The organism is Pseudomonas sp. PDM04, from assembly GCF_014851765.1.
Taxonomy (GTDB): Bacteria; Pseudomonadota; Gammaproteobacteria; order Pseudomonadales; family Pseudomonadaceae; genus Aquipseudomonas.
The window spans coordinates 664,344-685,070 of record NZ_JACVAI010000003.1; the positions used below are offsets into that span (position 1 = coordinate 664,344).

Annotated in this window: 22 protein-coding genes; 20 read left to right on the forward strand and 2 right to left on the reverse strand. The window is 61.7% G+C overall.

Features of this window, described 5'->3' with window-relative positions:
• The first annotated feature begins 89 nt into the window (after positions 1–89).
• The 11 genes from IB249_RS15060 (at position 90) to IB249_RS15110 (ending at position 9,209) form a co-directional block, all read left to right on the forward strand.
• Positions 90–728, forward strand: a complete 639-nt coding sequence (locus IB249_RS15060; RefSeq protein ID WP_192305990.1) for a MotA/TolQ/ExbB proton channel family protein — start codon at positions 90–92, stop codon at positions 726–728.
• A complete protein-coding gene (locus tag IB249_RS15065) occupies positions 725–1,153 on the forward strand; it encodes an ExbD/TolR family protein (protein ID WP_192305992.1) in 429 nt (142 codons plus the stop codon). The genes IB249_RS15060 and IB249_RS15065 overlap by 4 nt, the downstream gene beginning before the upstream one ends.
• Positions 1,153–2,163 carry a tetraacyldisaccharide 4'-kinase gene (gene lpxK / locus IB249_RS15070; protein WP_192305994.1) on the forward strand — a complete coding sequence of 337 codons (1,011 nt, stop codon included), beginning with the start codon at positions 1,153–1,155 and terminating at the stop codon, positions 2,161–2,163. Before IB249_RS15065 ends, lpxK begins: the two co-directional genes overlap by 1 nt.
• Positions 2,164–2,187: 24 nt before the next feature.
• On the forward strand, positions 2,188–2,373 hold the full coding sequence (locus IB249_RS15075; protein WP_187677807.1) for a Trm112 family protein: 186 nt from the start codon (positions 2,188–2,190) through the stop codon (positions 2,371–2,373).
• Positions 2,370–3,134, forward strand: a complete 765-nt coding sequence (gene kdsB, locus IB249_RS15080; RefSeq protein WP_192305996.1) for a 3-deoxy-manno-octulosonate cytidylyltransferase — start codon at positions 2,370–2,372, stop codon at positions 3,132–3,134. The genes IB249_RS15075 and kdsB overlap by 4 nt, the downstream gene beginning before the upstream one ends.
• The gene (locus IB249_RS15085) at positions 3,134–3,595 is read left to right on the forward strand and encodes a low molecular weight protein-tyrosine-phosphatase (protein WP_192305998.1); all 462 of its coding nucleotides are present in this window, start codon (positions 3,134–3,136) and stop codon (positions 3,593–3,595) included. The genes kdsB and IB249_RS15085 overlap by 1 nt, the downstream gene beginning before the upstream one ends.
• Entirely contained in the window at positions 3,592–4,611 is a 1,020-nt protein-coding gene (gene murB, locus IB249_RS15090; protein ID WP_192306000.1) for a UDP-N-acetylmuramate dehydrogenase, read from the forward strand. The genes IB249_RS15085 and murB overlap by 4 nt, the downstream gene beginning before the upstream one ends.
• A gap of 248 nt (positions 4,612–4,859) precedes the next feature.
• Complete coding sequence (locus IB249_RS15095; protein WP_192306002.1) at positions 4,860–5,330, forward strand: (2Fe-2S)-binding protein; 471 nt, start codon at positions 4,860–4,862, stop codon at positions 5,328–5,330.
• A complete protein-coding gene (locus IB249_RS15100) occupies positions 5,327–7,648 on the forward strand; it encodes a xanthine dehydrogenase family protein molybdopterin-binding subunit (RefSeq protein WP_192306004.1) in 2,322 nt (773 codons plus the stop codon). Before IB249_RS15095 ends, IB249_RS15100 begins: the two co-directional genes overlap by 4 nt.
• A complete protein-coding gene (locus IB249_RS15105) occupies positions 7,648–8,622 on the forward strand; it encodes an XdhC family protein (protein ID WP_192306006.1) in 975 nt (324 codons plus the stop codon). The genes IB249_RS15100 and IB249_RS15105 overlap by 1 nt, the downstream gene beginning before the upstream one ends.
• Positions 8,619–9,209 carry an NTP transferase domain-containing protein gene (locus IB249_RS15110; protein ID WP_192306008.1) on the forward strand — a complete coding sequence of 197 codons (591 nt, stop codon included), beginning with the start codon at positions 8,619–8,621 and terminating at the stop codon, positions 9,207–9,209. The genes IB249_RS15105 and IB249_RS15110 overlap by 4 nt, the downstream gene beginning before the upstream one ends.
• 173 nt (positions 9,210–9,382) lie before the next feature.
• Here IB249_RS15110 and rne read toward each other — a convergent pair whose 3' ends face one another.
• The gene (gene rne, locus IB249_RS15115; RefSeq protein WP_192306010.1) at positions 9,383–12,604 is read right to left on the reverse strand and encodes a ribonuclease E; all 3,222 of its coding nucleotides are present in this window, start codon (positions 12,602–12,604) and stop codon (positions 9,383–9,385) included.
• Positions 12,605–13,305: 701 nt separating this feature from the next.
• Between rne and rluC the strand changes: the two genes are divergently transcribed.
• The 3 genes from rluC to IB249_RS15130 are packed head-to-tail and all read left to right on the forward strand — an operon-like array spanning position 13,306 to position 15,928.
• A complete protein-coding gene (rluC, locus tag IB249_RS15120) occupies positions 13,306–14,265 on the forward strand; it encodes a 23S rRNA pseudouridine(955/2504/2580) synthase RluC (protein ID WP_192306012.1) in 960 nt (319 codons plus the stop codon).
• On the forward strand, positions 14,252–14,914 hold the full coding sequence (locus tag IB249_RS15125) for an HAD-IA family hydrolase (RefSeq protein ID WP_192306014.1): 663 nt from the start codon (positions 14,252–14,254) through the stop codon (positions 14,912–14,914). The genes rluC and IB249_RS15125 overlap by 14 nt, the downstream gene beginning before the upstream one ends.
• Before the next feature lie 24 nt (positions 14,915–14,938).
• The gene (locus IB249_RS15130) at positions 14,939–15,928 is read left to right on the forward strand and encodes a S49 family peptidase (RefSeq protein WP_192306016.1); all 990 of its coding nucleotides are present in this window, start codon (positions 14,939–14,941) and stop codon (positions 15,926–15,928) included.
• A gap of 64 nt (positions 15,929–15,992) precedes the next feature.
• Here the strand turns inward: IB249_RS15130 and IB249_RS15135 are convergent, their stop codons facing one another.
• The gene (locus IB249_RS15135; RefSeq protein ID WP_192306018.1) at positions 15,993–16,571 is read right to left on the reverse strand and encodes a Maf family protein; all 579 of its coding nucleotides are present in this window, start codon (positions 16,569–16,571) and stop codon (positions 15,993–15,995) included.
• A 105-nt stretch (positions 16,572–16,676) separates the two neighbouring features.
• Here IB249_RS15135 and IB249_RS15140 point away from each other — a divergent pair, with 105 nt between their 5' ends.
• The 6 genes from IB249_RS15140 (at position 16,677) to acpP (ending at position 20,669) form a co-directional block, all read left to right on the forward strand.
• Entirely contained in the window at positions 16,677–17,204 is a 528-nt protein-coding gene (locus IB249_RS15140; protein ID WP_192306020.1) for a YceD family protein, read from the forward strand.
• A 13-nt stretch (positions 17,205–17,217) separates the two neighbouring features.
• Positions 17,218–17,400: a 50S ribosomal protein L32 gene (gene rpmF, locus IB249_RS15145; RefSeq protein ID WP_003179396.1), complete on the forward strand. Its 183-nt coding sequence runs from the start codon at positions 17,218–17,220 to the stop codon at positions 17,398–17,400.
• Between the two features lie 4 nt (positions 17,401–17,404).
• Positions 17,405–18,415, forward strand: a complete 1,011-nt coding sequence (plsX, locus tag IB249_RS15150; protein WP_192306022.1) for a phosphate acyltransferase PlsX — start codon at positions 17,405–17,407, stop codon at positions 18,413–18,415.
• A 125-nt stretch (positions 18,416–18,540) separates the two neighbouring features.
• On the forward strand, positions 18,541–19,479 hold the full coding sequence (fabD, locus tag IB249_RS15155) for an ACP S-malonyltransferase (protein WP_192306024.1): 939 nt from the start codon (positions 18,541–18,543) through the stop codon (positions 19,477–19,479).
• A gap of 16 nt (positions 19,480–19,495) precedes the next feature.
• The gene (gene fabG / locus IB249_RS15160) at positions 19,496–20,236 is read left to right on the forward strand and encodes a 3-oxoacyl-ACP reductase FabG (RefSeq protein ID WP_192306026.1); all 741 of its coding nucleotides are present in this window, start codon (positions 19,496–19,498) and stop codon (positions 20,234–20,236) included.
• Between the two features lie 196 nt (positions 20,237–20,432).
• Positions 20,433–20,669, forward strand: a complete 237-nt coding sequence (acpP, locus tag IB249_RS15165; protein ID WP_192306028.1) for an acyl carrier protein — start codon at positions 20,433–20,435, stop codon at positions 20,667–20,669.
• Positions 20,670–20,727: the final 58 nt, after the last annotated feature.

Sequence of the window (20,727 nt, forward strand, 5' to 3'; positions counted from 1 at the left end):
GTCAACGCCCGACCGGATGCGACATCACGGTCTTCGGTGAGCCGACCCCCTATGTTAGAGTGGCGCACTTTTTCGAGGGGGCTGACACTGTGTGGGAATTGGTCAAATCCGGCGGCTGGATGATGCTGCCGATCATTCTGAGTTCCATCGCTGCCATGGCGATCGTCGCCGAGCGTCTGTGGACCCTGCGAGCCAGCCGCGTGACCCCGGAGCATCTGCTCGGCCAGGTCTGGGTGTGGATCAAGGACAAGCAGCTCAACAAGGACAAGCTCAAGGAACTGCGGGCCAACTCACCCTTGGGCGAGATTCTGGCGGCGGGCCTGGCCAATTCCAAGCATGGTCGCGAGATCATGAAAGAGTGCATCGAGGAAGCCGCGGCGCGGGTGATTCATGAACTCGAACGTTACATCAATGCGCTGGGCACCATCGCTGCGATGGCGCCGTTGCTGGGCCTGCTCGGCACGGTGCTGGGCATGATCGACATTTTCAGCGCCTTCATGGGCACGGGCATGACCACCAACGCCGCCGTACTGGCCGGGGGTATTTCCAAGGCATTGATCACCACGGCGGCGGGTTTGATGGTGGGTATTCCTTCGGTGTTCTTCCACCGGTTCCTGCAACGCCGCATCGATGAACTGGTGGTGGGCATGGAGCAGGAAGCGATCAAGTTGGTCGAGGTGGTGCAGGGTGACCGCGACGTGGACCTGCAAGAGGGCAAAAAAGCGTGAAATTCCGTCGCAAGCAACGGGAGAACGTGGACATCAACCTCGCGTCGCTGATCGACGTGGTGTTTATCCTGCTGCTGTTTTTCGTCGTGACCACCACCTTCACCCGTGAAACCCAGTTGCGCGTGGACCTGCCGGAGGCGGTCAGCGGTTCGCCTGCCGAAGACCAGGCCAGGCACCTGGATGTGACCATCAGTGCCGATGGCGTGTTCTCGGTGAATAACCAGATCCTGCCAAAGAACGATCTCGCCACCCTGATGGACGCCTTGCAGAAGGAGTCCGGTGGCGATACCAACCTGCCATTGTCCATCAGCGCCGACGGCAAGACCCAGCACCAGTCGGTCATCACGGCCATGGATGCCGCCGGCAAACTGGGCTTCAGCCATCTGCGCATGACCACAGTCGAGGCGGCGCCGCCCGCGCCCTGATGGCCATGTCCGATCGTTTGCTCGCCGCGTGGTATCAGGGGCATCCGGCCCTGAAATTGTTGCAGCCGCTGGAATGGTTGTATCGGCGCGTGGTCACCCGCAAGCGCGAACGCTTTCTGGCGGGAGAGGGTGAAATCTATCAGCCGCCGGTGCCCCTGATCGTGGTGGGTAACATCACCGTGGGCGGCACCGGCAAGACCCCGCTGATTCTGTGGATGATCCAGCATTGCCAGCGCAGCGGCCTGCGGGTCGGCGTGGTCAGTCGCGGTTACGGTGCCCAACCGCCACAGCTGCCATGGCGCGTCGAAGCCGACCAGGACGCCGCAGTGGCGGGCGACGAACCGTTGCTGATCGTCCAGCGTACCGGCGTGCCACTGATGATCGATCCGGATCGCAGCCGCGCGGTCAAGGCGCTGCTGGCGAGCGAGCCGCTGGACCTGATCCTGTCCGATGACGGCATGCAGCATTACCGCTTGGCGCGGGACCTCGAACTGGTGCTGATCGACGCGGCCCGTGGCCTGGGCAATGGACGTTGCCTGCCCGCCGGCCCCCTGCGCGAGCCGGTCGAGCGCCTGCACAGCGTTGACGCGGTGTTGTACAACGGCGCCACCGATGACCGTGCGGACGGTTTTGCCTTTACCTTGCAACCCGGCGCACTGGTCAACCTGCAGAGCGGCGAACGGCGTGCCCTGGATCACTTCCCCGCAGGCCAGGCGCTGCATGCGGTCGCCGGAATCGGCAATCCGCAGCGTTTCTTCACCACCCTCGAAACGCTACACTGGCAGCCTGTTCCCCATGCGTTTGCCGATCACGCCGAATACAGCGTGCAGGCCTTGAATTTCACACCGTCATTGCCCGTGGTGATGACTGAAAAGGACGCGGTCAAGTGCCGCGCCTTCGCCGCCGCCGATTGGTGGTACCTGACGGTCGATGCTGCGCCATCGCCGGCCTTCGTGGCCTGGTTCGATACGCAGTTGATGCGTCTGTTGCCGGCTCGTCTTTTGCCTTAAACCGTTGTTCTCCAGGGAATGCTCATGGACACCAAACTGCTCGACATCCTCGCTTGCCCGATCTGCAAAGGCCCGCTCAAGCTCAGCGCCGACAAAACCGAACTGATCAGCAAGGGCGCCGGCCTGGCGTACCCGATCCGCGACGGAATCCCGGTGATGCTCGAAACCGAAGCCCGCACCCTGACGACCGACGAGCGCCTGGATAAATGACCGCTGCCTTTACCGTTGTCATTCCATCGCGTTATGCCTCCACCCGCTTGCCGGGCAAGCCGCTGCTGCTGATCGCCGGCAAGCCGATGATCCAGCATGTCTGGGAGCAGGCGAGCAAGAGCAGTGCCCAGCGCGTGGTGGTGGCCACCGACGATGCGCGCATTGTCGAAGCTTGCAAGGGCTTTGGCGCCGAAGTGGTGCTGACTCGCGAAGATCACAATTCCGGCACCGACCGTTTGGCCGAAGTCGCCGCCCAGCTCGGCCTGGCGCCGGACGCCATCGTGGTCAACGTTCAGGGGGACGAACCGCTGATCCCGCCGAGCGTGATCGACCAGGTCGCCGTCAATCTGGCGGCCCACGCCGAAGCGCGCATGGCCACCCTGGCCGAGCCGATCGAAGACGTGGAAACCCTCTTCAACCCCAACGTGGTGAAGGTGGTCAGCGACCTTGACGGCCTGGCGCTGACCTTCAGCCGCGCGACCTTGCCCTGGGCCCGCGATGCGTTTGCCAAAACTCGCGAGCAACTGCCTGAAGGCGTGCCGTATCGCCGTCATATCGGTATCTACGCCTACCGTGCCGGTTTCCTGCATGACTTCGTCAGCTGGGGCCCGTGCTGGCTGGAAAACACCGAATCGCTGGAGCAGTTGCGTGCCTTGTGGCACGGCGTGCGGATCCACGTTGCCGATGCGCTGATCGCTCCGCCTGCCGGCGTCGATACCGTCGAAGACCTCGAGCGCGTTCGTCGCCTGCTGGAGGCCTGATGCGGGTTCTGTTCGTCTGCCTGGGAAATATCTGCCGTTCACCCACGGCCGAAGGCGTGTTGCGCCACAAGCTGCGTGAAGCAGGGTTGGCCGATCGGGTTGAAGTGGCTTCGGCCGGCACCGGTGACTGGCATGTCGGCAAAGCGCCGGACAAGCGCAGCCAGGCTGCGGCCAGGCGTCGTGGCTACGACCTGTCTGCCCAGCGTGCGCAGCAAGTGACCCGTGCCGATTTCGCCACCTATGACCTGATCCTGGCCATGGACCACAGCAACTTGCGCCACCTCAAGGCTCTGCAGCCTGCCACGGGCAAGGCCGAGCTGGACCTGTTCCTGCGTCGATATCAATCGGAGATCGACGAGGTCCCGGATCCGTATTACGACGATCAGGGTTTTGATCAGGTGCTCGACTTGATCGAGCGTGCCAGCGATCAGTTGCTGATCGAATTGAAGGGCCGGTTATGAGTTTGCAGGTACAGCGCGAGGTTTCCCTCAAGCCGTTCAATACCTTTGGCGTGGATGTCCGGGCCCGTTTGTTCGCCCAGGCCCATAGCGACGCCGACGTACGCCAGGCGCTGGCCTACGCCGAGGAACAGGGCGTGCCGCTGTTGGTGATCGGCGGTGGCAGCAACCTGTTGCTGACGGCCGATATCCCGTCGCTGGTGCTGCGCATGGCCAGCCGTGGCATTCGCATTCTTGAGGATGACGGCCGCCGCGTCGTCATTGAAGCCGAAGCAGGCGAGCCCTGGCATCCGTTTGTGCTGCACACCTTGGCGCAGGGGTTGTCGGGGCTGGAAAACCTCAGCCTCATCCCAGGCACGGTTGGCGCCGCACCGATGCAGAACATCGGCGCCTATGGCGTGGAAATCAAGGACGTGTTCGCCGGCCTGACCGCGCTGGATCGCCAGACCGGCGAGCTGCGCGACTTCACCCTGGACGAGTGCAATTTTGCCTACCGCGACAGCCTGTTCAAACAGCAGCCAGGCCGCTGGTTGATCCTGCGGGTGCGTTTTGCCCTGAGCCGCATCGCGCACCTGCACCTGGAATACGGCCCGGTGCGTCAGCGCCTGACCGAACAGGGCATCGACCAGCCAACCGCCACCGACGTCAGCCGGGCGATTTGCAGCATCCGCAGCGAAAAACTGCCCGACCCCGCCGTGCTCGGCAATGCCGGCAGTTTTTTCAAGAATCCGCTGGTGTCGGCCACGCTGGTTGCGCAGCTCAAGGGCGAGTACCCGGACCTGGTGGCTTACGCACAACCCGATGGGCAGATGAAACTGGCCGCCGGCTGGCTGATCGAGCGCGCCGGGTGGAAAGGTTTCCGCGACGCCGACGCCGGTGTGCACAAGGCCCAGGCGCTGGTGCTGGTCAATTATGGTGACGCCACCGGGCTGCAACTGCTCGACCTGGCACAACGCATTCAGAAAGACATTTCAGAACGCTTCCATGTCGAGCTGGAAATGGAGCCAAACCGCTATTGAAGCTAAGCTTTCAGGGTTGATTGGTAAGCCCTGCACAACTTCCATTGTGCAGGGCTTTTTTGTTAATGCTGGGTTAACTTAGTCAGCTAACGATACAGCCCATTTGCTCCACCAAAGGCCCGGTGCAGACGCTCGCGTCTGTACAAGAGAGCCCGATTAGCCTGAGCCGATCTGCGTGATTGCACCCGCTGAAAACCCGGCGGCAGATTGCTCGACCCCATAACCTTCATCACTATGCGGGCGTGCCCATGATTACCCTGAAACTCAATGGTCAAGACCATCAACTCGATGTCACCGAGGACATGCCGCTGCTCTGGGCGATCCGCGACGTGGCGGGTTACAACGGTACCAAATTCGGTTGCGGCATGGGCCTGTGCGGCGCCTGCACCATCCATATCGACGGTTCACCGGCGCGCAGTTGCATCACCCCGATTGGCTCGGTGACCGGTCAGAATGTCACCACCATCGATAACCTGCATGCCGATCCCGTCGGGCAAGTCGTCCAGCAGGCCTGGCTCGACAGCGCCGTGGCGCAGTGTGGTTATTGCCAGGGCGGGCAAATCATGTCGGCGACGGCGCTGCTCAAGACCAACCCGGACCCCAGCGATGAACAGATCGAAGAGGCAATGGTCGGCAACATCTGCCGGTGTGGCACCTACAACCGGATCAAGACCGCGATCCGCCAGGCATCCACTCACCTGAAGGAGGCCAAGGCATGAGCCAGTTACCCAATGATTTTGCCCTGAGCAACCTCAGCCGCCGTGGCTTTCTCAAGGGTGTCGGTGCCACCGGTGCCTTGGTGATTGCCGCCAGTTGGGGCTGGCAGGACGCATTCGCCGCCGACAAAGAGAAAAAGTTCGGTGCCGACGGCATGCCCAACGGCTGGATCGATGATCCGAAGGTCTACGTCAGCATCGCGACGGACGGCACGGTGACGGTGATGTGCAACCGTTCGGAAATGGGCCAGGGCGTGCGTACCAGCCTGACCATGGTCGTCGCTGATGAGCTGGAAGCCGACTGGGCGCGGGTCAAGGTCCAGCAGGCTCCGGGCGATGAAGTGCGCTTCGGCAATCAGGACACCGACGGCTCGCGCAGCATGCGCCATTGGTACGAACCGATGCGTCGTTGCGGTGCCGCTGCGCGGACCCTGTTGGAGCAGGCGGCGGCCGACCAGTGGAAAGTCCCGGTCGGCGAATGCCACGCACAGCTGCATAAAGTCATTCATGAACCGAGCGGCCGAGAGCTGGGCTACGGCGACCTGGCCGCAGCTGCCGCCGCATTGCCCGTCCCCGCCCGTGACAGCCTGCGACTCAAGCAACCGTCGGAGTTCCGCTACATCGGCAAAGAGAGCGCCCGGGCCATCGACGGCGCGGACATCGTCAACGGCCGCGCGATCTACGGTGCCGACGTGCATTTCGACGGCATGCTCTATGCCACGATCGCCCGTCCGGCGGTCTACGGCGGCAAAGTGAAGTCGGTGGACGACAGTGCTGCGCTGAAGGTCCCCGGGGTGATCAAGGTCCTGCAGATCGAAAGCCGGCCATTGCCCTCGGAGTTCCAGCCGCTGGGCGGCGTGGCGGTGGTGGCCAGCAACACCTGGGCCGCCATCAAGGGGCGCGAGGCGCTGAAGATCGAGTGGGACGACGGCCCCAATGCCAGTTACGACTCGATCGCCTACCGCAAGGAGCTGGAAGCGGCGTCGCTGAAGCCAGGCAAGGTGGTCCGCAACACCGGCGACATCGACAAGGCGCTCAGCAGCGCCGACAGTACCCTGGAAGCGTCCTACTACCTGCCCCATCTGTCGCAATCGCCGATGGAGCCGATGGTCGCCATCGCCCGCTTCAAGGACGGCGTCTGCGAAGCCTGGGCACCGAGCCAGGCGCCTCAGGTCACCCGCGAGCGGATCGGCGAACGCCTTGGCCTTCCCTTCGACAACGTCACCTTCAATGTCACCTTGCTCGGCGGTGGCTTCGGGCGCAAATCCAAGCCGGACTTCATCATCGAAGCGGCCGTACTCGCCAAGGAGTTTCCCGGCAAGGCCGTGCGGGTGCAATGGACCCGTGAAGACGACATCCATAACTCCTACTTCCATACGGTCTCGGCGGAATACCTGAAGGCCGGCCTGAACAAGGAGGGCCTGCCGTCCGGTTGGCTGCACCGCACCGTGGCCCCGAGCATTACCGCGTTGTTCGCCCCGGGCATGAACCACGAGGCCGCCTTCGAGTTGGGCATGGGGTTCACCAACATGGCCTACGCGATTCCCAACGTGCGCCTGGAGAATCCGGAAGCCGTGGTGCACACGCGGGTGGGCTGGTATCGCTCGGTGTCGAACATTCCCCATGGTTTTGCGGTGCAGAGCTTTGTCGATGAACTGGCGCACAAGGCCGGCGAGGACCCGCTCAAGTACCAGATCAAGTTGCTCGGTCCCGATCGTCAGATCGACCCACGCACCTTGAGTGAAGAATGGAACTACGGCGAGTCGCCCGAGCGCTATCCGATCGACACCGGGCGCATGCGCACCGTCCTGGAAACCGCCGCGAAAGCCGCCGGTTGGGGGCGCAAGCTGCCGAAGGGGCGAGGCCTGGGCCTGGCGGTGCACTACAGCTTCGTCACCTACGTGGCGGCGGTGATTGAAGTCGAGGTCAAGGACGACGGCACGCTGATCGTGCACAAGGCCGACATCGCGGTGGATTGCGGTCCGCAGATCAACCCCGAGCGGATTCGCTCGCAGTTCGAAGGCGCTTGCGTGATGGGCCTGGGCAACGCGGTGCTGGGTGAAATCAGCTTCAAGGACGGCAAGGTCCAGCAGGACAACTTCCACATGTATGAAGTGGCGCGCATGTCGCTTGCGCCGAAGGAAGTCGCGGTGCACCTGGTCACGCCGCCGGGCGTCGTGCCGCTGGGCGGTGTCGGTGAGCCAGGTGTGCCGCCGATTGCGCCGGCACTGTGCAACGCGATCTTCGCCGCGACGGGTCAGCGCATCCGCAACCTGCCGGTTCGCTTTCAGCTGCAGGGTTGGCAGAAGGCGCAAGCGTAATGGACAGCGTCGATCTGAACGTCTTGCGCAGCGTGTTGCAATGGCGCCAGGCCGGTCAGCGAGTGATGTTGTACAGCGTGGTCCAGACCTGGGGCACGGCGCCCCGGGCGCCTGGCGCCATGCTGGCATTGCGCGAAGATGGCGTGGTGATTGGCTCGGTGTCCGGTGGCTGTATCGAGGATGACCTGATTGCCCGGCTGCACGACGGGCGAATTCCGCCTGACGGGCCGCCGGTGCAACTGATCACCTATGGCGTCTCCCTCGAGGAGGCTGCACGGTTTGGCTTGCCGTGCGGCGGCACCTTGCGCCTGACCGAGGAGCGCGTCGGCGACCCGGCCTGGGTCGCTGAACTGCTGGCGCGCTGCGAGGCCCATGAAATCGTTGCGCGCACGCTGCAGATTGCCACCGGCGAAGTCCGGTTGCAGCCTGCGGCCAAGGGCGACGTACTGAGCTTCGACGGCCACACACTGCGGGCGATCTACGGTCCGCGCTGGCGCTTGTTGCTGATCGGCGCGGGGCAATTGTCCCGGTATGTGGCCGAGATGGCGCGGTTGCTGGATTTCGAAGTGCTGATCTGCGACCCGCGCACGGAGTTCGTCTACGGCTGGGAGGAACAGCATGGCCGCTTTGTCTCCGGTATGCCGGACGAAGCCGTGCTGAACATACAGACCGACGAGCGCACGGCCATCGTCGCGTTGACCCACGATCCACGCCTGGATGACATGGCGCTGCTCACGGCCCTCGACTCCAGGGCCTTTTATGTCGGTGCACTGGGCTCGCGGGTCAACAGCAGGAAGCGTCGGGAAAATCTGGCTCAGCTAGGCTTGTCTCAAGCGGCCATCGACCGTTTGCACGGTCCGATCGGTTTGCACATCGGCAGCCATTCACCGGCCGAGATTGCCTTGTCGCTGCTGGCCGAGATCGTGGCGATCAAGAATGGCGTCGCGTTGAAACAGAAGAAGGAGAACGTATGAGCGAGCCTGTGGGTGTCATCGTTCTGGCCGCGGGGCAGGGCGCCCGGTTCAGGCAGGTCGCGGGTGCCGACAGGGACAAATTACTGGCCGACTGCACCGGGCGCGATGGTGCCGTTCGTTCGGTGATCGAGCAGGTGCTGCTCAGCGTACCGGCGAACCTGGCGAAGCGCGTACTGGTGACCACCGAGGATCGCCCGCAGGTGATTCGCATGGCCCAGGCCTACGGTTTCGACATCGTGCTGATCGAATCGACCGGCATGGGCGACAGCCTCGCCGCCGGGGTGGCGGCGTGTCCGCAGTTGGGGGGATGGTTGATCATGTTGGGTGACATGCCGTTCATCCTGCCGTCCACCGTCGAGCGGGTGCTGGCCGGGCTGACGGAGGAGGGGATCAGTGTTCCGCTGATCAATGGCGAGTACGGTCATCCCGTGGGATTTGGACGCGTGTTCGGGCCGGGTTTGATGGCGCTATCGGGGGATCGCGGTGCCAGGTCGTTGTTTGCCTCGGCCAAGGTGGTCGAGGTGACGGTGGAGGATCCCGGGGCGCTGTGGGATGTCGATGTGCCTGAGGCGCTCGTCTTCCAATAGGCGGTGCCTGCCATCGCGAGCGGATTCGCTGCACACTGTCCATGTGGGAGCGAACCTGCTCGCGATGGCAGGCAGCGGTGATACGGGAAGCCTGAAACGCCGCAGACCTTTCGCAAAGGCATAAAAAAGCCCCGCCTGGCATCGCCAGGCGGGGCTTTTTAGTCGCCGCAGAATCAGACGAGCGGTTTAGGCTCGTGTTCTTTTTCCTGGGCTTCGTGTTGCACGACCGCTTCCTGTACGGAGCGCGGTGCTTCGTGGATCACCGATTCAGCCGATTCAGCGGGGGCCTCGACGACCGGGGCAGGGGCTGCCTCGACCACTTCGGCAACCACCGGGGCAGGCTCGTCGGCGACTACGGCTTCAGCTGGAGCGGCAGCGGCGGCCAGTTCGGCTTCCTTCTGCAGGCGCTCTTCCTCACGCTTGCGGCGACGCACTTCACGTGGATCGTTCGGCGCACGGCCGCTTGGCGTCAGGGCGCTGACAGGAGCCGCTTCGACCACTGGAGCGGGGGCTTCGGCAACGACCGGCGCTTCAACCACTGGAGCCGGTTCGGCAGCTGCCACGACCGGTTCGGAAACCACGGGTTCAGGCTCAGCGACGGGCGCAGGGGCTGGGATTTCGACAGCAGCCGGTTCGGCCACCCAGTTGAACGCGGTTTGCTCTTCGCGAACTTCGCGAACCGGTTCGGTCACTGTTTCTGCAGTGATTTCAGCGGCAGGTTCGGCAACCACGGCGGGCGCTTCAACCACTACGGCCGGTTCGGCAGCGGCTTCCACTTCAGGCTGTGCTTCCTGAACCGGTGCCACTTCGATTTCCGGAGCGGACGTCACTTCCACCGCAGTGGTCGCTTCGACGACCGGTGCTTCGACGGCTGGTGCTTCGACTGGAGCGGTTTCCAGCGTGGCAGCAGTGGCGCGTTCAGCTTGCTCGTTGGCCTGAGCTTCGGCTGGAGCGCTGATCACGGTGCTGGCAACGGCGGCGGTCACTGCCAGGCCCGCGGCCAGGTCGGCGGCGCTTGGTGCTTCGCTGCCTTCAGCGGATTCCGCTTCTTCCGAACCCTCGATCACGTTGCCGTTGGCATCGCGCTGACGCTCGCGGCGGTTGCTGCGACGACGCTGGCCACGGGAACGGCGGCGTGGACGATCGCCCTCGGCGTTCTCCTGGCCGTCTTCCGACAGTTGCTCTTCGTTGCCGGTCAGTTCTTCTTCGGCCACGGCAGCCGCTTGCTCGGCACGCGGTTGACGTTCTTCACGCGGTGGGCGCGGAGCACGCTCTTCGCGTGGCTGGCGGGCTGGACGCTCTTCAGCGGTCACGGCAGCAGCGGTTTCCGGCGCAGCAGCATCCAGAGGCTCGCGCAGTACACGAACCCGCTCTTCACGCTCGCCACGTGGCTTGCGATCTTCGCGAGGCGCGCGTGGAGCACGTTCTTCACGCGGGGCGCGCGGAGCACGTTCTTCGCGAGCGGCCGGGGCTTCTTCGCGGACTTCACGGACTTCACGTGGCTCGCGTGGTGCGCGCTCTTCACGCGGTGCACGCTCTTCGCGAGGTTTGCGTTCTTCATCGCGGCGACCGTTACGGTTGCGGCTCTGCTGACGACCGTTGCGACGTTCTTCGTTGCGTGCCGGACGTTCGGAAGCGGCCGGTTTTTCTACCACGGCTGGCGCGGCAGGTTCTTCCTTGGTTGCAAACAGGCTGACCAGCGACTTCACCAGGCCTTTGAACAGGCTTGGCTCTGGCGCGGCGGCCGGCGCAGCCACCGGTGCGGCGGGAACGTCGGTTGGAACCGGAGCGTTGGCGCGGGCCGGCGCAGTCTTGACCGCGGCTTCCTGGCGAACCAGGGTGCGGGTTGCGGCAGCTGGCTGGACTTCTTCGACTTCGGCGGCGGCCGCAGCGATTTCGTAGCTGGACTGGTTGTTGGCCGCTTCCGGGCTGTCATCGCGCAGACGCTGCACTTCGAAGTGCGGGGTCTCGAGGTGATCGTTCGGCAGAATGACGATACGGGCACGGGTGCGCAGTTCGATCTTGGTGATCGAGTTGCGTTTTTCGTTGAGCAGGAAGGCTGCCACCGGAATCGGCACCTGGGCGCGAACTTCGGCGGTGCGGTCTTTCAGGGCTTCTTCTTCGATCAGGCGCAGGATCGCCAGGGACAGCGACTCAACGTCACGGATGATGCCGGTGCCGCTGCAGCGAGGGCAGACGATGCCGCTGCTTTCGCCCAGCGATGGACGCAGGCGCTGACGGGACATTTCCAGCAGGCCGAAGCGCGAGATGCGACCGACTTGCACGCGAGCGCGGTCGGCTTCCAGGCATTCGCGGACTTTCTCTTCCACGGCGCGCTGGTTCTTGGCAGGGGTCATGTCGATGAAGTCGATGACGATCAGGCCGCCGATGTCGCGCAGGCGCAACTGACGGGCGATTTCTTCGGCGGCTTCAAGGTTGGTCTGCAGGGCGGTTTCTTCGATGTCGCTGCCTTTGGTGGCGCGCGCCGAGTTGATGTCGATGGACACCAGGGCTTCGGTCGGATCGATGACGATGGAACCGCCGGAAGGCAGTTCGACGACGCGCTGGAAAGCGGTCTCGATCTGGCTTTCGATCTGGAAACGGTTGAACAGCGGGACGCTGTCCTCGTACAGCTTGATCTTGCTCGCGTATTGCGGCATCACCTGGCGAATGAAGGTCAGGGCTTCGTCCTGGGCTTCAACGCTGTCGATCAGCACTTCGCCGATGTCCTGGCGCAGGTAATCGCGGATGGCGCGGATGATCACGTTGCTTTCCTGATAGATCAGGAACGGAGCGGAGCGATCCAGCGAGGCTTCCTTGATGGCGGTCCAGAGTTGCAGCAGGTAGTCGAGGTCCCACTGCATTTCTTCGCTGCTGCGGCCCAGGCCGGCAGTGCGCACGATCAGGCCCATGTCGGCAGGTGCAACCAGGCCGTTCAGGGCTTCACGCAGTTCGTTGCGCTCTTCGCCTTCGATGCGACGGGAGATACCGCCGGCACGCGGGTTGTTCGGCATCAGGACCAGGTAACGACCGGCCAAGCTGATGAAGGTGGTCAGGGCGGCGCCCTTGTTGCCACGTTCTTCTTTTTCGACTTGAACGATGACTTCCTGGCCTTCGCTCAGGACGTCCTTGATGTTGACGCGGCCTTCAGGCGCTTTCCTGAAGTATTCGCGGGAGATTTCCTTGAGGGGCAGGAAGCCGTGGCGCTCGGAGCCGAAATCGACAAAGGCAGCCTCAAGGCTCGGTTCGATGCGAGTAATCCGGCCTTTGTAGATGTTGGCCTTCTTCTGCTCGCGTGCACCGGATTCGATGTCCAGGTCGTAGAGGCGTTGGCCATCTACCAGTGCAACACGCAACTCTTCGGGTTGAGTTGCGTTAATCAGCATTCTTTTCATGTAGTACCGTCGGTTTCCGGGCTGCCGGAAACGGCGTTCGGCACACACGACTTCTCACGGTCGGTGTCAGGTGCGTCGGGAATGGTTGGCCAGTCCCGTGTCCAGCGAGGTCCGGCCAATGTGGGCCTTCGTCGCGACGTACGCGTCCTGCTTGCTGTGGCTACTTAAGCACTCAGTCAGGAGGAGGAATCAACCGGCGGCTGTGGACGAGATGAAGCGTCTAGATAAAGCCTATTGCTACACAGTCCAGCGGTTGTGCATCTCCACCCTACACGTATCCCTGATAATTCGGGTGCTGCCGCGCGCAGAATCCGCAGCGGGTTGGCATTTACCGTGAGCTCCGAAAGGGGAAATCACGCATCATGGCTAATTTAGGCGTTGTTTCCGAAGCCTGCGCTCGGGGTCATTCGCTGCTGACTGCACTTTGTGAACTGGCCGTGAATATGAGCTCGCGTGGCGAGTTGAAACTCTGCTTTGCGGCGTGATTCAGGCCTCATGTCACCTGCGCTCGTTACAACTGCAAACTCCACCGTTACGTAGCGAAAGCCCCGTAGGACGGCCTCGCGTCCTGGTGAATTGCTTTGGTCAGGGCCGGTTTTTGACCGTTAATCCGCTGTCCAGGCCGCTTTTGGCGGCGTTCGCGACTATAGCAGTAATGATTAAGTGCTTCAATTCCATAAAAAATTGATATCATCCGCGCCATGACGACTACTGCCCCCTCGACTCCAGGCGTACAACTGCTTGAGGTCTCGCCGGAATATGCCGGCCAACGTATTGATAACTTCCTTCTCGCTCGGCTCAAAGGCGTGCCCAAGACCTTGATTTACCGCATTTTGCGCAAGGGCGAAGTGCGGGTGAACAAAGGTCGGATCAAGCCCGAATACAAGCTGCAGGCGGGCGATATCGTGCGCGTCCCGCCGGTTCGCGTGCCCGAGCGTGACGAGCCGGTGCCAGTGGCCCAGGGGCTGTTGCAGCGCCTGGAAGCCTCGATTGTCTACGAAGACAAGGCGCTGATCGTGATCAACAAGCCGGCCGGGATCGCGGTCCACGGCGGCAGCGGCCTGAGCTTCGGCGTGATCGAAGCCTTCCGACAGCTGCGCCCCGAAGCCAAGGAGCTGGAACTGGTCCATCGCCTGGACCGGGACACCTCCGGCCTGCTGATGATTGCCAAAAAGCGCAGCATGTTGCGCCATTTGCATGAAGCGCTGCGCGGCGATGGCGTCGACAAGCGCTACATGGCGCTGGTGCGGGGCAATTGGGCGACATCGATCAAGCAGGTGCGCGCGCCGCTGCTCAAGAGCAATCTGCGTTCGGGCGAGCGCATGGTGGAGGTCAATGAAGAGGGCAAGGACGCGTTGACCGTGTTCAAGGTGCTGCGCCGCTTCGGCGATTTCGCCACCATGGTCGAGGCCAAGCCAGTCACCGGTCGGACCCACCAGATTCGCGTGCACACCTTGCACGCCGGGCACTGCATCGCTGGCGACAGCAAGTACGGCGATGACGATTTCACCCGGGAAATCCGTGATCTGGGCGGCAAACGCCTGTTCCTGCATGCCTACATGCTGACCGTGCCGCTGCCCGATGGCGGTGAGCTGAAGCTTCAGGCGCCGGTTGATGACATGTGGTCCCAAACTGTGGAGCGCCTGAGTGCACCCATCTGATTACAAATTGTTGATTTTCGACTGGGACGGCACGTTGGCCGATTCCATCGGTCGGATTGTTGAAGCGATGCACGTTGCCTCCGGCCGCATGGGGTTCGAGTTGCGTGATGACTTTGCGGTCAAGGGCATCATCGGCCTGGGTCTGCCAGAAGCGATTCGCACCTTGTATCCCGAGATCGATGACAGAGAGATGGAGGCGTTCCGCCAGCATTACGCGGATCACTACATCGCTTCGGAAGCCGTGCCTTCGCCCTTGTTCGAAGGCGTGGTGGAGTCGATGGAGGCGTTTCGCGCCGAGGGCTATCACCTGGCGGTCGCGACAGGCAAGGCGCGTCGCGGTCTGGATCGGGTGCTGAAGTCCCACGGTTGGGAAAACTATTTCGATATCACTCGCGCGGCAGACGAAACCGCCAGCAAGCCTCATCCGTTGATGCTCGAGCAGATCCTTGCTCATTGCGAGGTGCGTCCGGAGCAGGCGTTGATGGTGGGTGATTCGTCGTTCGATCTGCAGATGGCGCGCAACGCCGGCATGGGGTCGGTGGCGGTCAGCTATGGCGCTCAGTCGATCGAGGCGTTGAAAGCGTTTGAGCCACGGTTGTCCATTGATCGTTTTTCACAGTTGCATGCCTGGCTGAATCAGCGGGCTTAATACGTTTTTGCTGGGGTGAATGGCATGACCGACGAATGGAAGGCGCCCGAGAAGTCGAGTGCGCAAAGCGGTGACGAGAAAAGCTGGAAGCTGCTGGAAAAAACCTTGCTGGCCGGGGTGCAGGAGCAGCGTCGATCCCGTCGCTGGGGGATTTTCTTCAAGCTCCTGACCTTCGTGTACCTGTTCGTCGCGCTGGCCTTGTTCACGCCGTTGATGGACATGGAGAAGGCTGCCAGCCGCGGCGGCAGCTACACGGCGCTGATCGATGTGAATGGCATGATCGCCGACAAGGAGCCCGCCAGTGCGGACAATATCGTCGGCAGCCTGCGGGCGGCCTTTGAGGATAACAAGGTCAAGGGCGTGATCCTGCGGATCAACAGCCCGGGCGGCAGTCCGGTGCAGTCGGGCTATGTCTATGACGAGATTCGCCGTCTGCGCGGTTTGCACCCCGATACCAAGTTGTATGCGGTGATTTCCGACTTGGGCGCGTCCGGTGCCTACTACATCGCCAGTGCCGCCGATCAGATCTACGCCGACAAGGCGAGCCTGGTGGGCTCCATCGGTGTGACCGCCGCCGGCTACGGTTTCGTTGGCACCATGGAAAAGCTCGGTGTCGAGCGTCGTACCTACACCTCCGGCGAGCACAAGTCGTTTCTCGATCCGTTCCAGCCGCAGAAGCCTGAAGAGACTGCGTTCTGGCAGGGTGTGCTCGATACCACCCACAAACAGTTCATCAACAGCGTCAAGCAGGGGCGTGGCGACCGCCTGAAGGACAAAGAGCATCCGGAGCTGTTCTCTGGGCTGGTCTGGTCCGGTGAGCAGGCGCTGCCGCTGGGCTTGATCGATGGCCTGGGCAATGCGAGTTCGGTGGCGCGTGATGTGATTGGCGAGAAAGAGCTGGTGGATTTCACTGTCCAGGAATCGCCGTTCGATCGCTTCTCGAAAAAACTCGGCGCCAGCGTGGCTGAGCAATTGGCGATGTGGATGGGTTTCCATGGCCCTTCGCTGCGCTGACTGGCGGGCGGCATGAAAAAAACCGGCTCTCGTGGCCGGTTTTTTCATGGAGGAGGGCGGGCGCTCAGGGTATTGCAACACCTTCGACCAGCAGCATGTCGATCAGGCGAATCAGCGGCAGGCCGATCAGGCTGGTGGCATCCGCGCCTTCGGTGCGTTGAAACAGGCTCACGCCCAGGCCCTCGGCCTTGAAGCTGCCAGCGCAATCGTAAGGCTGCTCGGCCAGCAGGTAGCGTTCGATGCGTGCGGTGTCGAGTGTGCGCATGTGTACGGTGAATGGCACGCAGTCGACCTGGCAATGGCCGGTCTGGCTGTTGAGCAGGGCCACACCGGTGAGGAAGGTCACGCTGGCGCCGCTGGAGGCGAGCAGTTGTTCGCGGGCCTTCTCGAACGTATGGGGCTTGCCGATAATACGTTCGCCGAGCACCGCCACCTGGTCGGAGCCGATAATCAGATGAGCGGGATGGCTGCCGGCAAGGGCCTGCGCTTTTTTCCGGGCGAGGCGTTTGACCAGTTCGATCGCAGGCTCGTCCGGCCGGCGGCTTTCGTCGATATCCGGCGAGCTGCAGATGAACGGCAGTTGCAGGCGGGCCAGCAATTCCCGGCGATAGGCCGAGCTTGAAGCGAGTAATAAAGGCAGCATGTGCATCTCCGGATTACAGGTGCGAATTCTAGCGAGGCTTCCAGGTGACGGACAGGGCGGAATTTCCTTTGACATGGCCGGGGGCATCCCTATAATGCTGCGCCTATGTTGAATGACCCGATTCCACCTCACGTTGACCCGCGCAAATTGGCTGACCGTGGCACCACCCTTCAAGGTGAAATGCTGCTGGCCGATTTGAAGAGACTCTGCGACCCGCTTTCCGACACTGTCGGTACGGTGCAGGCTAAATTCGTTTTTGAACGAGATGAACGTAAGTCTGTGGTAATTCACAGCTTTATCGACACCGAAGTCAAAATGGTTTGCCAGCGTTGTCTTGAGCTGGTCACCCTGCCGATCCATAGCGAATGCAGTTATGCTGTGGTGAAGGAGGGTGCGAATACCCAGTCGTTGCCGAAAGGTTATGACGTGCTGGAACTGGGCGAAGATCCTTTGGATCTGCAGTCACTGATCGAGGAGGAGCTTCTGCTCGCCTTGCCCATTGTGCCTGCTCATCATCCGGAAGAATGCCAGCAGCCGGCGGGAGCAGATGAACCCGAACCGAGCGAGGACGAGGTAACGCGGTCCAACCCGTTCAGTGTATTGGCGCAGTTAAAGCGTGACCCAAACGTTTAGGAGTTAATCAATTATGGCTGTTCAGCAGAACAAAAAATCCCGCTCTGCCCGTGACATGCGTCGTTCGCACGATGCTCTCGAGGCTAGCACCCTGTCTGTAGAAAAAACCACCGGTGAAGTTCACCTGCGTCACCACGTATCGCCAGAAGGCGTATACCGTGGTCGTAAAGTGATCGACAAGGGCGCTGACGAGTAATCACTTGTCTGCTCAAGTCATCGCGATTGACGCAATGGGCGGGGACTTCGGTCCCCGCAGCATTGTCCAGGCCAGCCTCGCTTGCCTGTCTGCTACACCCTCGCTGCACCTGACCCTCGTCGGTCAACCCTCCCTTCTTGAAGAATTGATCGCTGGCCATTCGGCTGTGGATCGCTCGCGTCTGTCGATTGCACCGGCGTCCGAAGTCATCACCATGGACGAAAAGCCCGCCCAGGCCCTGCGTGGCAAGCCGGATTCGTCGATGCGCGTGGCCCTGGAGTTGCTGCGCGATGACAAGGTCCAGGCGTGCGTCAGTGCCGGTAATACTGGCGCGCTGATGGCGTTGTCGCGGTTCGTGCTCAAGACGCTGCCAGGTATCGACCGGCCGGCCATGGTGGCAGCGATTCCGACGCAGAAGGGCTATTGCCAGTTGCTCGACCTGGGGGCCAATGTCGATTGCAGTGCCGAGCACCTGCTGCAGTTCGCCGTGATGGGGTCGGTAGCCGCTGAAACCCTGGGTATCGTTCGTCCCCGGGTGGCATTGCTCAACATTGGCACCGAAGACATCAAGGGCAATCAGCAGGTCAAGTTGGCGGCGACCTTGTTGCAGAGCGCTCGGGGCATCAACTACATCGGTTTTGTCGAGGGTGACGGTCTGTACCGTGGCGAAGCGGATGTGGTGGTGTGCGACGGCTTCGTCGGCAATATCCTGCTCAAGTCCAGCGAAGGCCTGGCGACCATGATTGCAGGGCGCATCGAAGCCCTGTTCAAAAAAAACTTTGCATCAAAAGTCGTCGGCGCACTGGCGTTGCCGTTGATGAAGCGCCTGCAAGAGGATCTCGCTCCTGCGCGGCATAACGGCGCAAGTTTCCTCGGTTTGCAGGGAATTGTGGTGAAAAGTCATGGATCTGCCGGTGTTCTGGGCTTTCAGAGTGCCATTTCACGGGCGCTTATAGAGATTCAGGAAAACCTGCCGGAGCGCATTCACGGTCGGCTGGAGGATTTGTTGCTTTAGGCGTTTTCGTCGGACAATGCTTAAATGTGACCGCTTGGTTCCATTGGCCATCCAAACTGTCAGTTTCTTGCGTCCCCCGGTGGGGCGCCAATTCTTCGACGACAAGATCATTAGGGGCTTGTTACATGTCTGCTTCCCTCGCATTCGTCTTTCCAGGACAGGGTTCGCAGTCCCTCGGCATGCTGGCCGAGTTGGGCGCGCAACATCCAGTGGTCCTCGAAACCTTCAAAGAAGCATCCGATGCGCTCGGCTATGACCTGTGGGCACTGACCCAACAAGGGCCGGAAGAGCAACTCAATCAAACCGACAAGACCCAGCCGGCCATTCTGACGGCCTCGATCGCCTTGTGGCGTCTGTGGCTGGCCGAAGGTGGCGCGCGTCCAGCGTACGTCGCCGGTCACAGCCTGGGCGAGTACAGCGCACTGGTCGCGGCAGGCAGCCTGAGCCTGGGCGACGCGGTGAAACTGGTCGAACGTCGTGGCCAGTTGATGCAGGAAGCCGTTCCGGCCGGGCAGGGCGGCATGGCGGCCATCCTCGGCCTGGAAGACGCTGACGTGCTGGCAGCCTGTGCCGAAGCGGCGCAAGGCGAAGTGGTCAGCGCCGTCAACTTCAACTCCCCGGGCCAGGTGGTCATCGCCGGCGCCAAGGCGGCGGTCGAGCGCGCCATCGAAGGCTGCAAGGCCCGTGGCGCCAAGCGTGCCATGCCGTTGCCGGTCAGCGTGCCGTCCCACTGCGAGCTGATGCGTCCTGCGGCCGAGCGTTTCGCCGAGTCGATCGCCGCGATCGACTGGCAGGCGCCACAAATTCCCCTGGTGCAAAATGTCAGTGCCCAGGTGCCCGCCGATCTGGAAACCCTCAAGCGCGATCTGCTCGAGCAGCTCTACAAGCCTGTGCGCTGGGTAGAATCGGTGCAGACACTGGCTGCCAAGGGCGCGACCCAACTGGTCGAGTGCGGTCCCGGCAAAGTCCTGGCTGGCCTCAACAAACGTTGCGCCGAAGGCGTATCGACATCCAACCTCAATACCCCAGATGCTTTCGCTGCCGCCCGCGCAGCGTTGGCCTGAATCAGGAGAAGCTTGCATGAGTCTGCAAGGTAAAGTTGCACTGGTCACCGGTGCCAGCCGCGGTATCGGTCAGGCTATCGCCCTGGAACTGGGTCGTCAGGGGGCCATCGTTGTCGGCACCGCGACCTCTGCTTCGGGCGCCGAGCGCATCGCTGCGACCCTGAAGGAAAACGGTATCCAGGGCACTGGCCTGGAACTCAACGTCACCAACGATGAATCCGTGGCAAAGGTACTGGCGAGCATCCAGGAACAGTTCGGTGCGCCGGCGATTCTGGTCAACAATGCCGGTATCACCCGCGATAACCTGATGATGCGCATGAAAGACGACGAGTGGTATGACGTCATCGATACCAACCTGAACAGTCTATATCGCCTGTCCAAGGGCGTTTTGCGCGGCATGACCAAGGCCCGTTGGGGTCGAATTATCAGTATTGGTTCGGTTGTGGGTGCCATGGGCAACGCAGGCCAAGTAAACTATGCCGCCGCCAAGGCAGGTCTGGAAGGTTTCAGCCGTGCCATGGCGCGTGAAGTCGGTTCGCGTTCGATTACGGTAAACTCGGTAACCCCTGGGTTCATCGACACCGATATGACCCGTGAACTGCCCGAGGCACAGCGTGAAGCCTTGCAGGCGCAAATTCCGCTGGGCCGTCTGGGACAAGCACAAGAGATCGCGTCTGTGGTCGCTTTTCTTGCATCCGACGGTGCGGCATACGTGACTGGGGCTACAATCCCGGTGAACGGCGGGATGTATATGTAGGTTAAATGTGACGGATTGCTTCAAAAAAATGTCATACGAGCTGTCTAAAATCCGTTATAAAGCTGCAATCTATTTATAGGCAGAGGGTCGCCGGATCTGAGGAGTGAAGCTTTCAGTTGAAAAGCTGAAAAGTCTTTCTATACACTTATCCACTGGCCAGCTGCCTGAATTTGTCCATTAGGAGTGAAAACAAGGTATGAGCACCATCGAAGAGCGCGTCAAGAAAATCGTTGCCGAGCAACTGGGTGTTAAAGAAGAAGAAGTGATCAACACTGCTTCCTTCGTTGAAGACCTGGGTGCCGACTCCCTTGACACCGTTGAGCTGGTGATGGCTCTGGAAGAGGAATTCGAGACCGAAATCCCTGACGAAGAAGCTGAAAAGATCACTACTGTACAAGCTGCAATCGACTACGTTACTGCCCACCAGGCGTAATAGTTTGTAATCGTTGCTCGCTGTCGTGGAAAAACCGCACTGCCGTCACGGCGTGCGG

Bases quoted from the DNA above. Each gene is read 5' to 3' on its own strand.
- lpxK (WP_192305994.1), top strand. From the start codon at position 1,153: ATGGCCATGTCCGATCGTTTGCTCGCCGCGTGGTATCAGGGGCATCCG.
- IB249_RS15075 (WP_187677807.1), top strand. From the start codon at position 2,188: ATGGACACCAAACTGCTCGACATCCTCGCTTGCCCGATCTGCAAAGGC.
- kdsB (WP_192305996.1), top strand. From the start codon at position 2,370: ATGACCGCTGCCTTTACCGTTGTCATTCCATCGCGTTATGCCTCCACC.
- IB249_RS15085 (WP_192305998.1), top strand. From the start codon at position 3,134: ATGCGGGTTCTGTTCGTCTGCCTGGGAAATATCTGCCGTTCACCCACG.
- murB (WP_192306000.1), top strand. From the start codon at position 3,592: ATGAGTTTGCAGGTACAGCGCGAGGTTTCCCTCAAGCCGTTCAATACC.
- IB249_RS15095 (WP_192306002.1), top strand. From the start codon at position 4,860: ATGATTACCCTGAAACTCAATGGTCAAGACCATCAACTCGATGTCACC.
- IB249_RS15100 (WP_192306004.1), top strand. From the start codon at position 5,327: ATGAGCCAGTTACCCAATGATTTTGCCCTGAGCAACCTCAGCCGCCGT.
- IB249_RS15105 (WP_192306006.1), top strand. From the start codon at position 7,648: ATGGACAGCGTCGATCTGAACGTCTTGCGCAGCGTGTTGCAATGGCGC.
- IB249_RS15110 (WP_192306008.1), top strand. From the start codon at position 8,619: ATGAGCGAGCCTGTGGGTGTCATCGTTCTGGCCGCGGGGCAGGGCGCC.
- rne (WP_192306010.1), bottom strand. From the start codon at position 12,604: ATGAAAAGAATGCTGATTAACGCAACTCAACCCGAAGAGTTGCGTGTT.
- rluC (WP_192306012.1), top strand. From the start codon at position 13,306: ATGACGACTACTGCCCCCTCGACTCCAGGCGTACAACTGCTTGAGGTC.
- IB249_RS15130 (WP_192306016.1), top strand. From the start codon at position 14,939: ATGACCGACGAATGGAAGGCGCCCGAGAAGTCGAGTGCGCAAAGCGGT.
- IB249_RS15135 (WP_192306018.1), bottom strand. From the start codon at position 16,571: ATGCTGCCTTTATTACTCGCTTCAAGCTCGGCCTATCGCCGGGAATTG.
- IB249_RS15140 (WP_192306020.1), top strand. From the start codon at position 16,677: ATGTTGAATGACCCGATTCCACCTCACGTTGACCCGCGCAAATTGGCT.
- rpmF (WP_003179396.1), top strand. From the start codon at position 17,218: ATGGCTGTTCAGCAGAACAAAAAATCCCGCTCTGCCCGTGACATGCGT.
- fabD (WP_192306024.1), top strand. From the start codon at position 18,541: ATGTCTGCTTCCCTCGCATTCGTCTTTCCAGGACAGGGTTCGCAGTCC.
- fabG (WP_192306026.1), top strand. From the start codon at position 19,496: ATGAGTCTGCAAGGTAAAGTTGCACTGGTCACCGGTGCCAGCCGCGGT.
- acpP (WP_192306028.1), top strand. From the start codon at position 20,433: ATGAGCACCATCGAAGAGCGCGTCAAGAAAATCGTTGCCGAGCAACTG.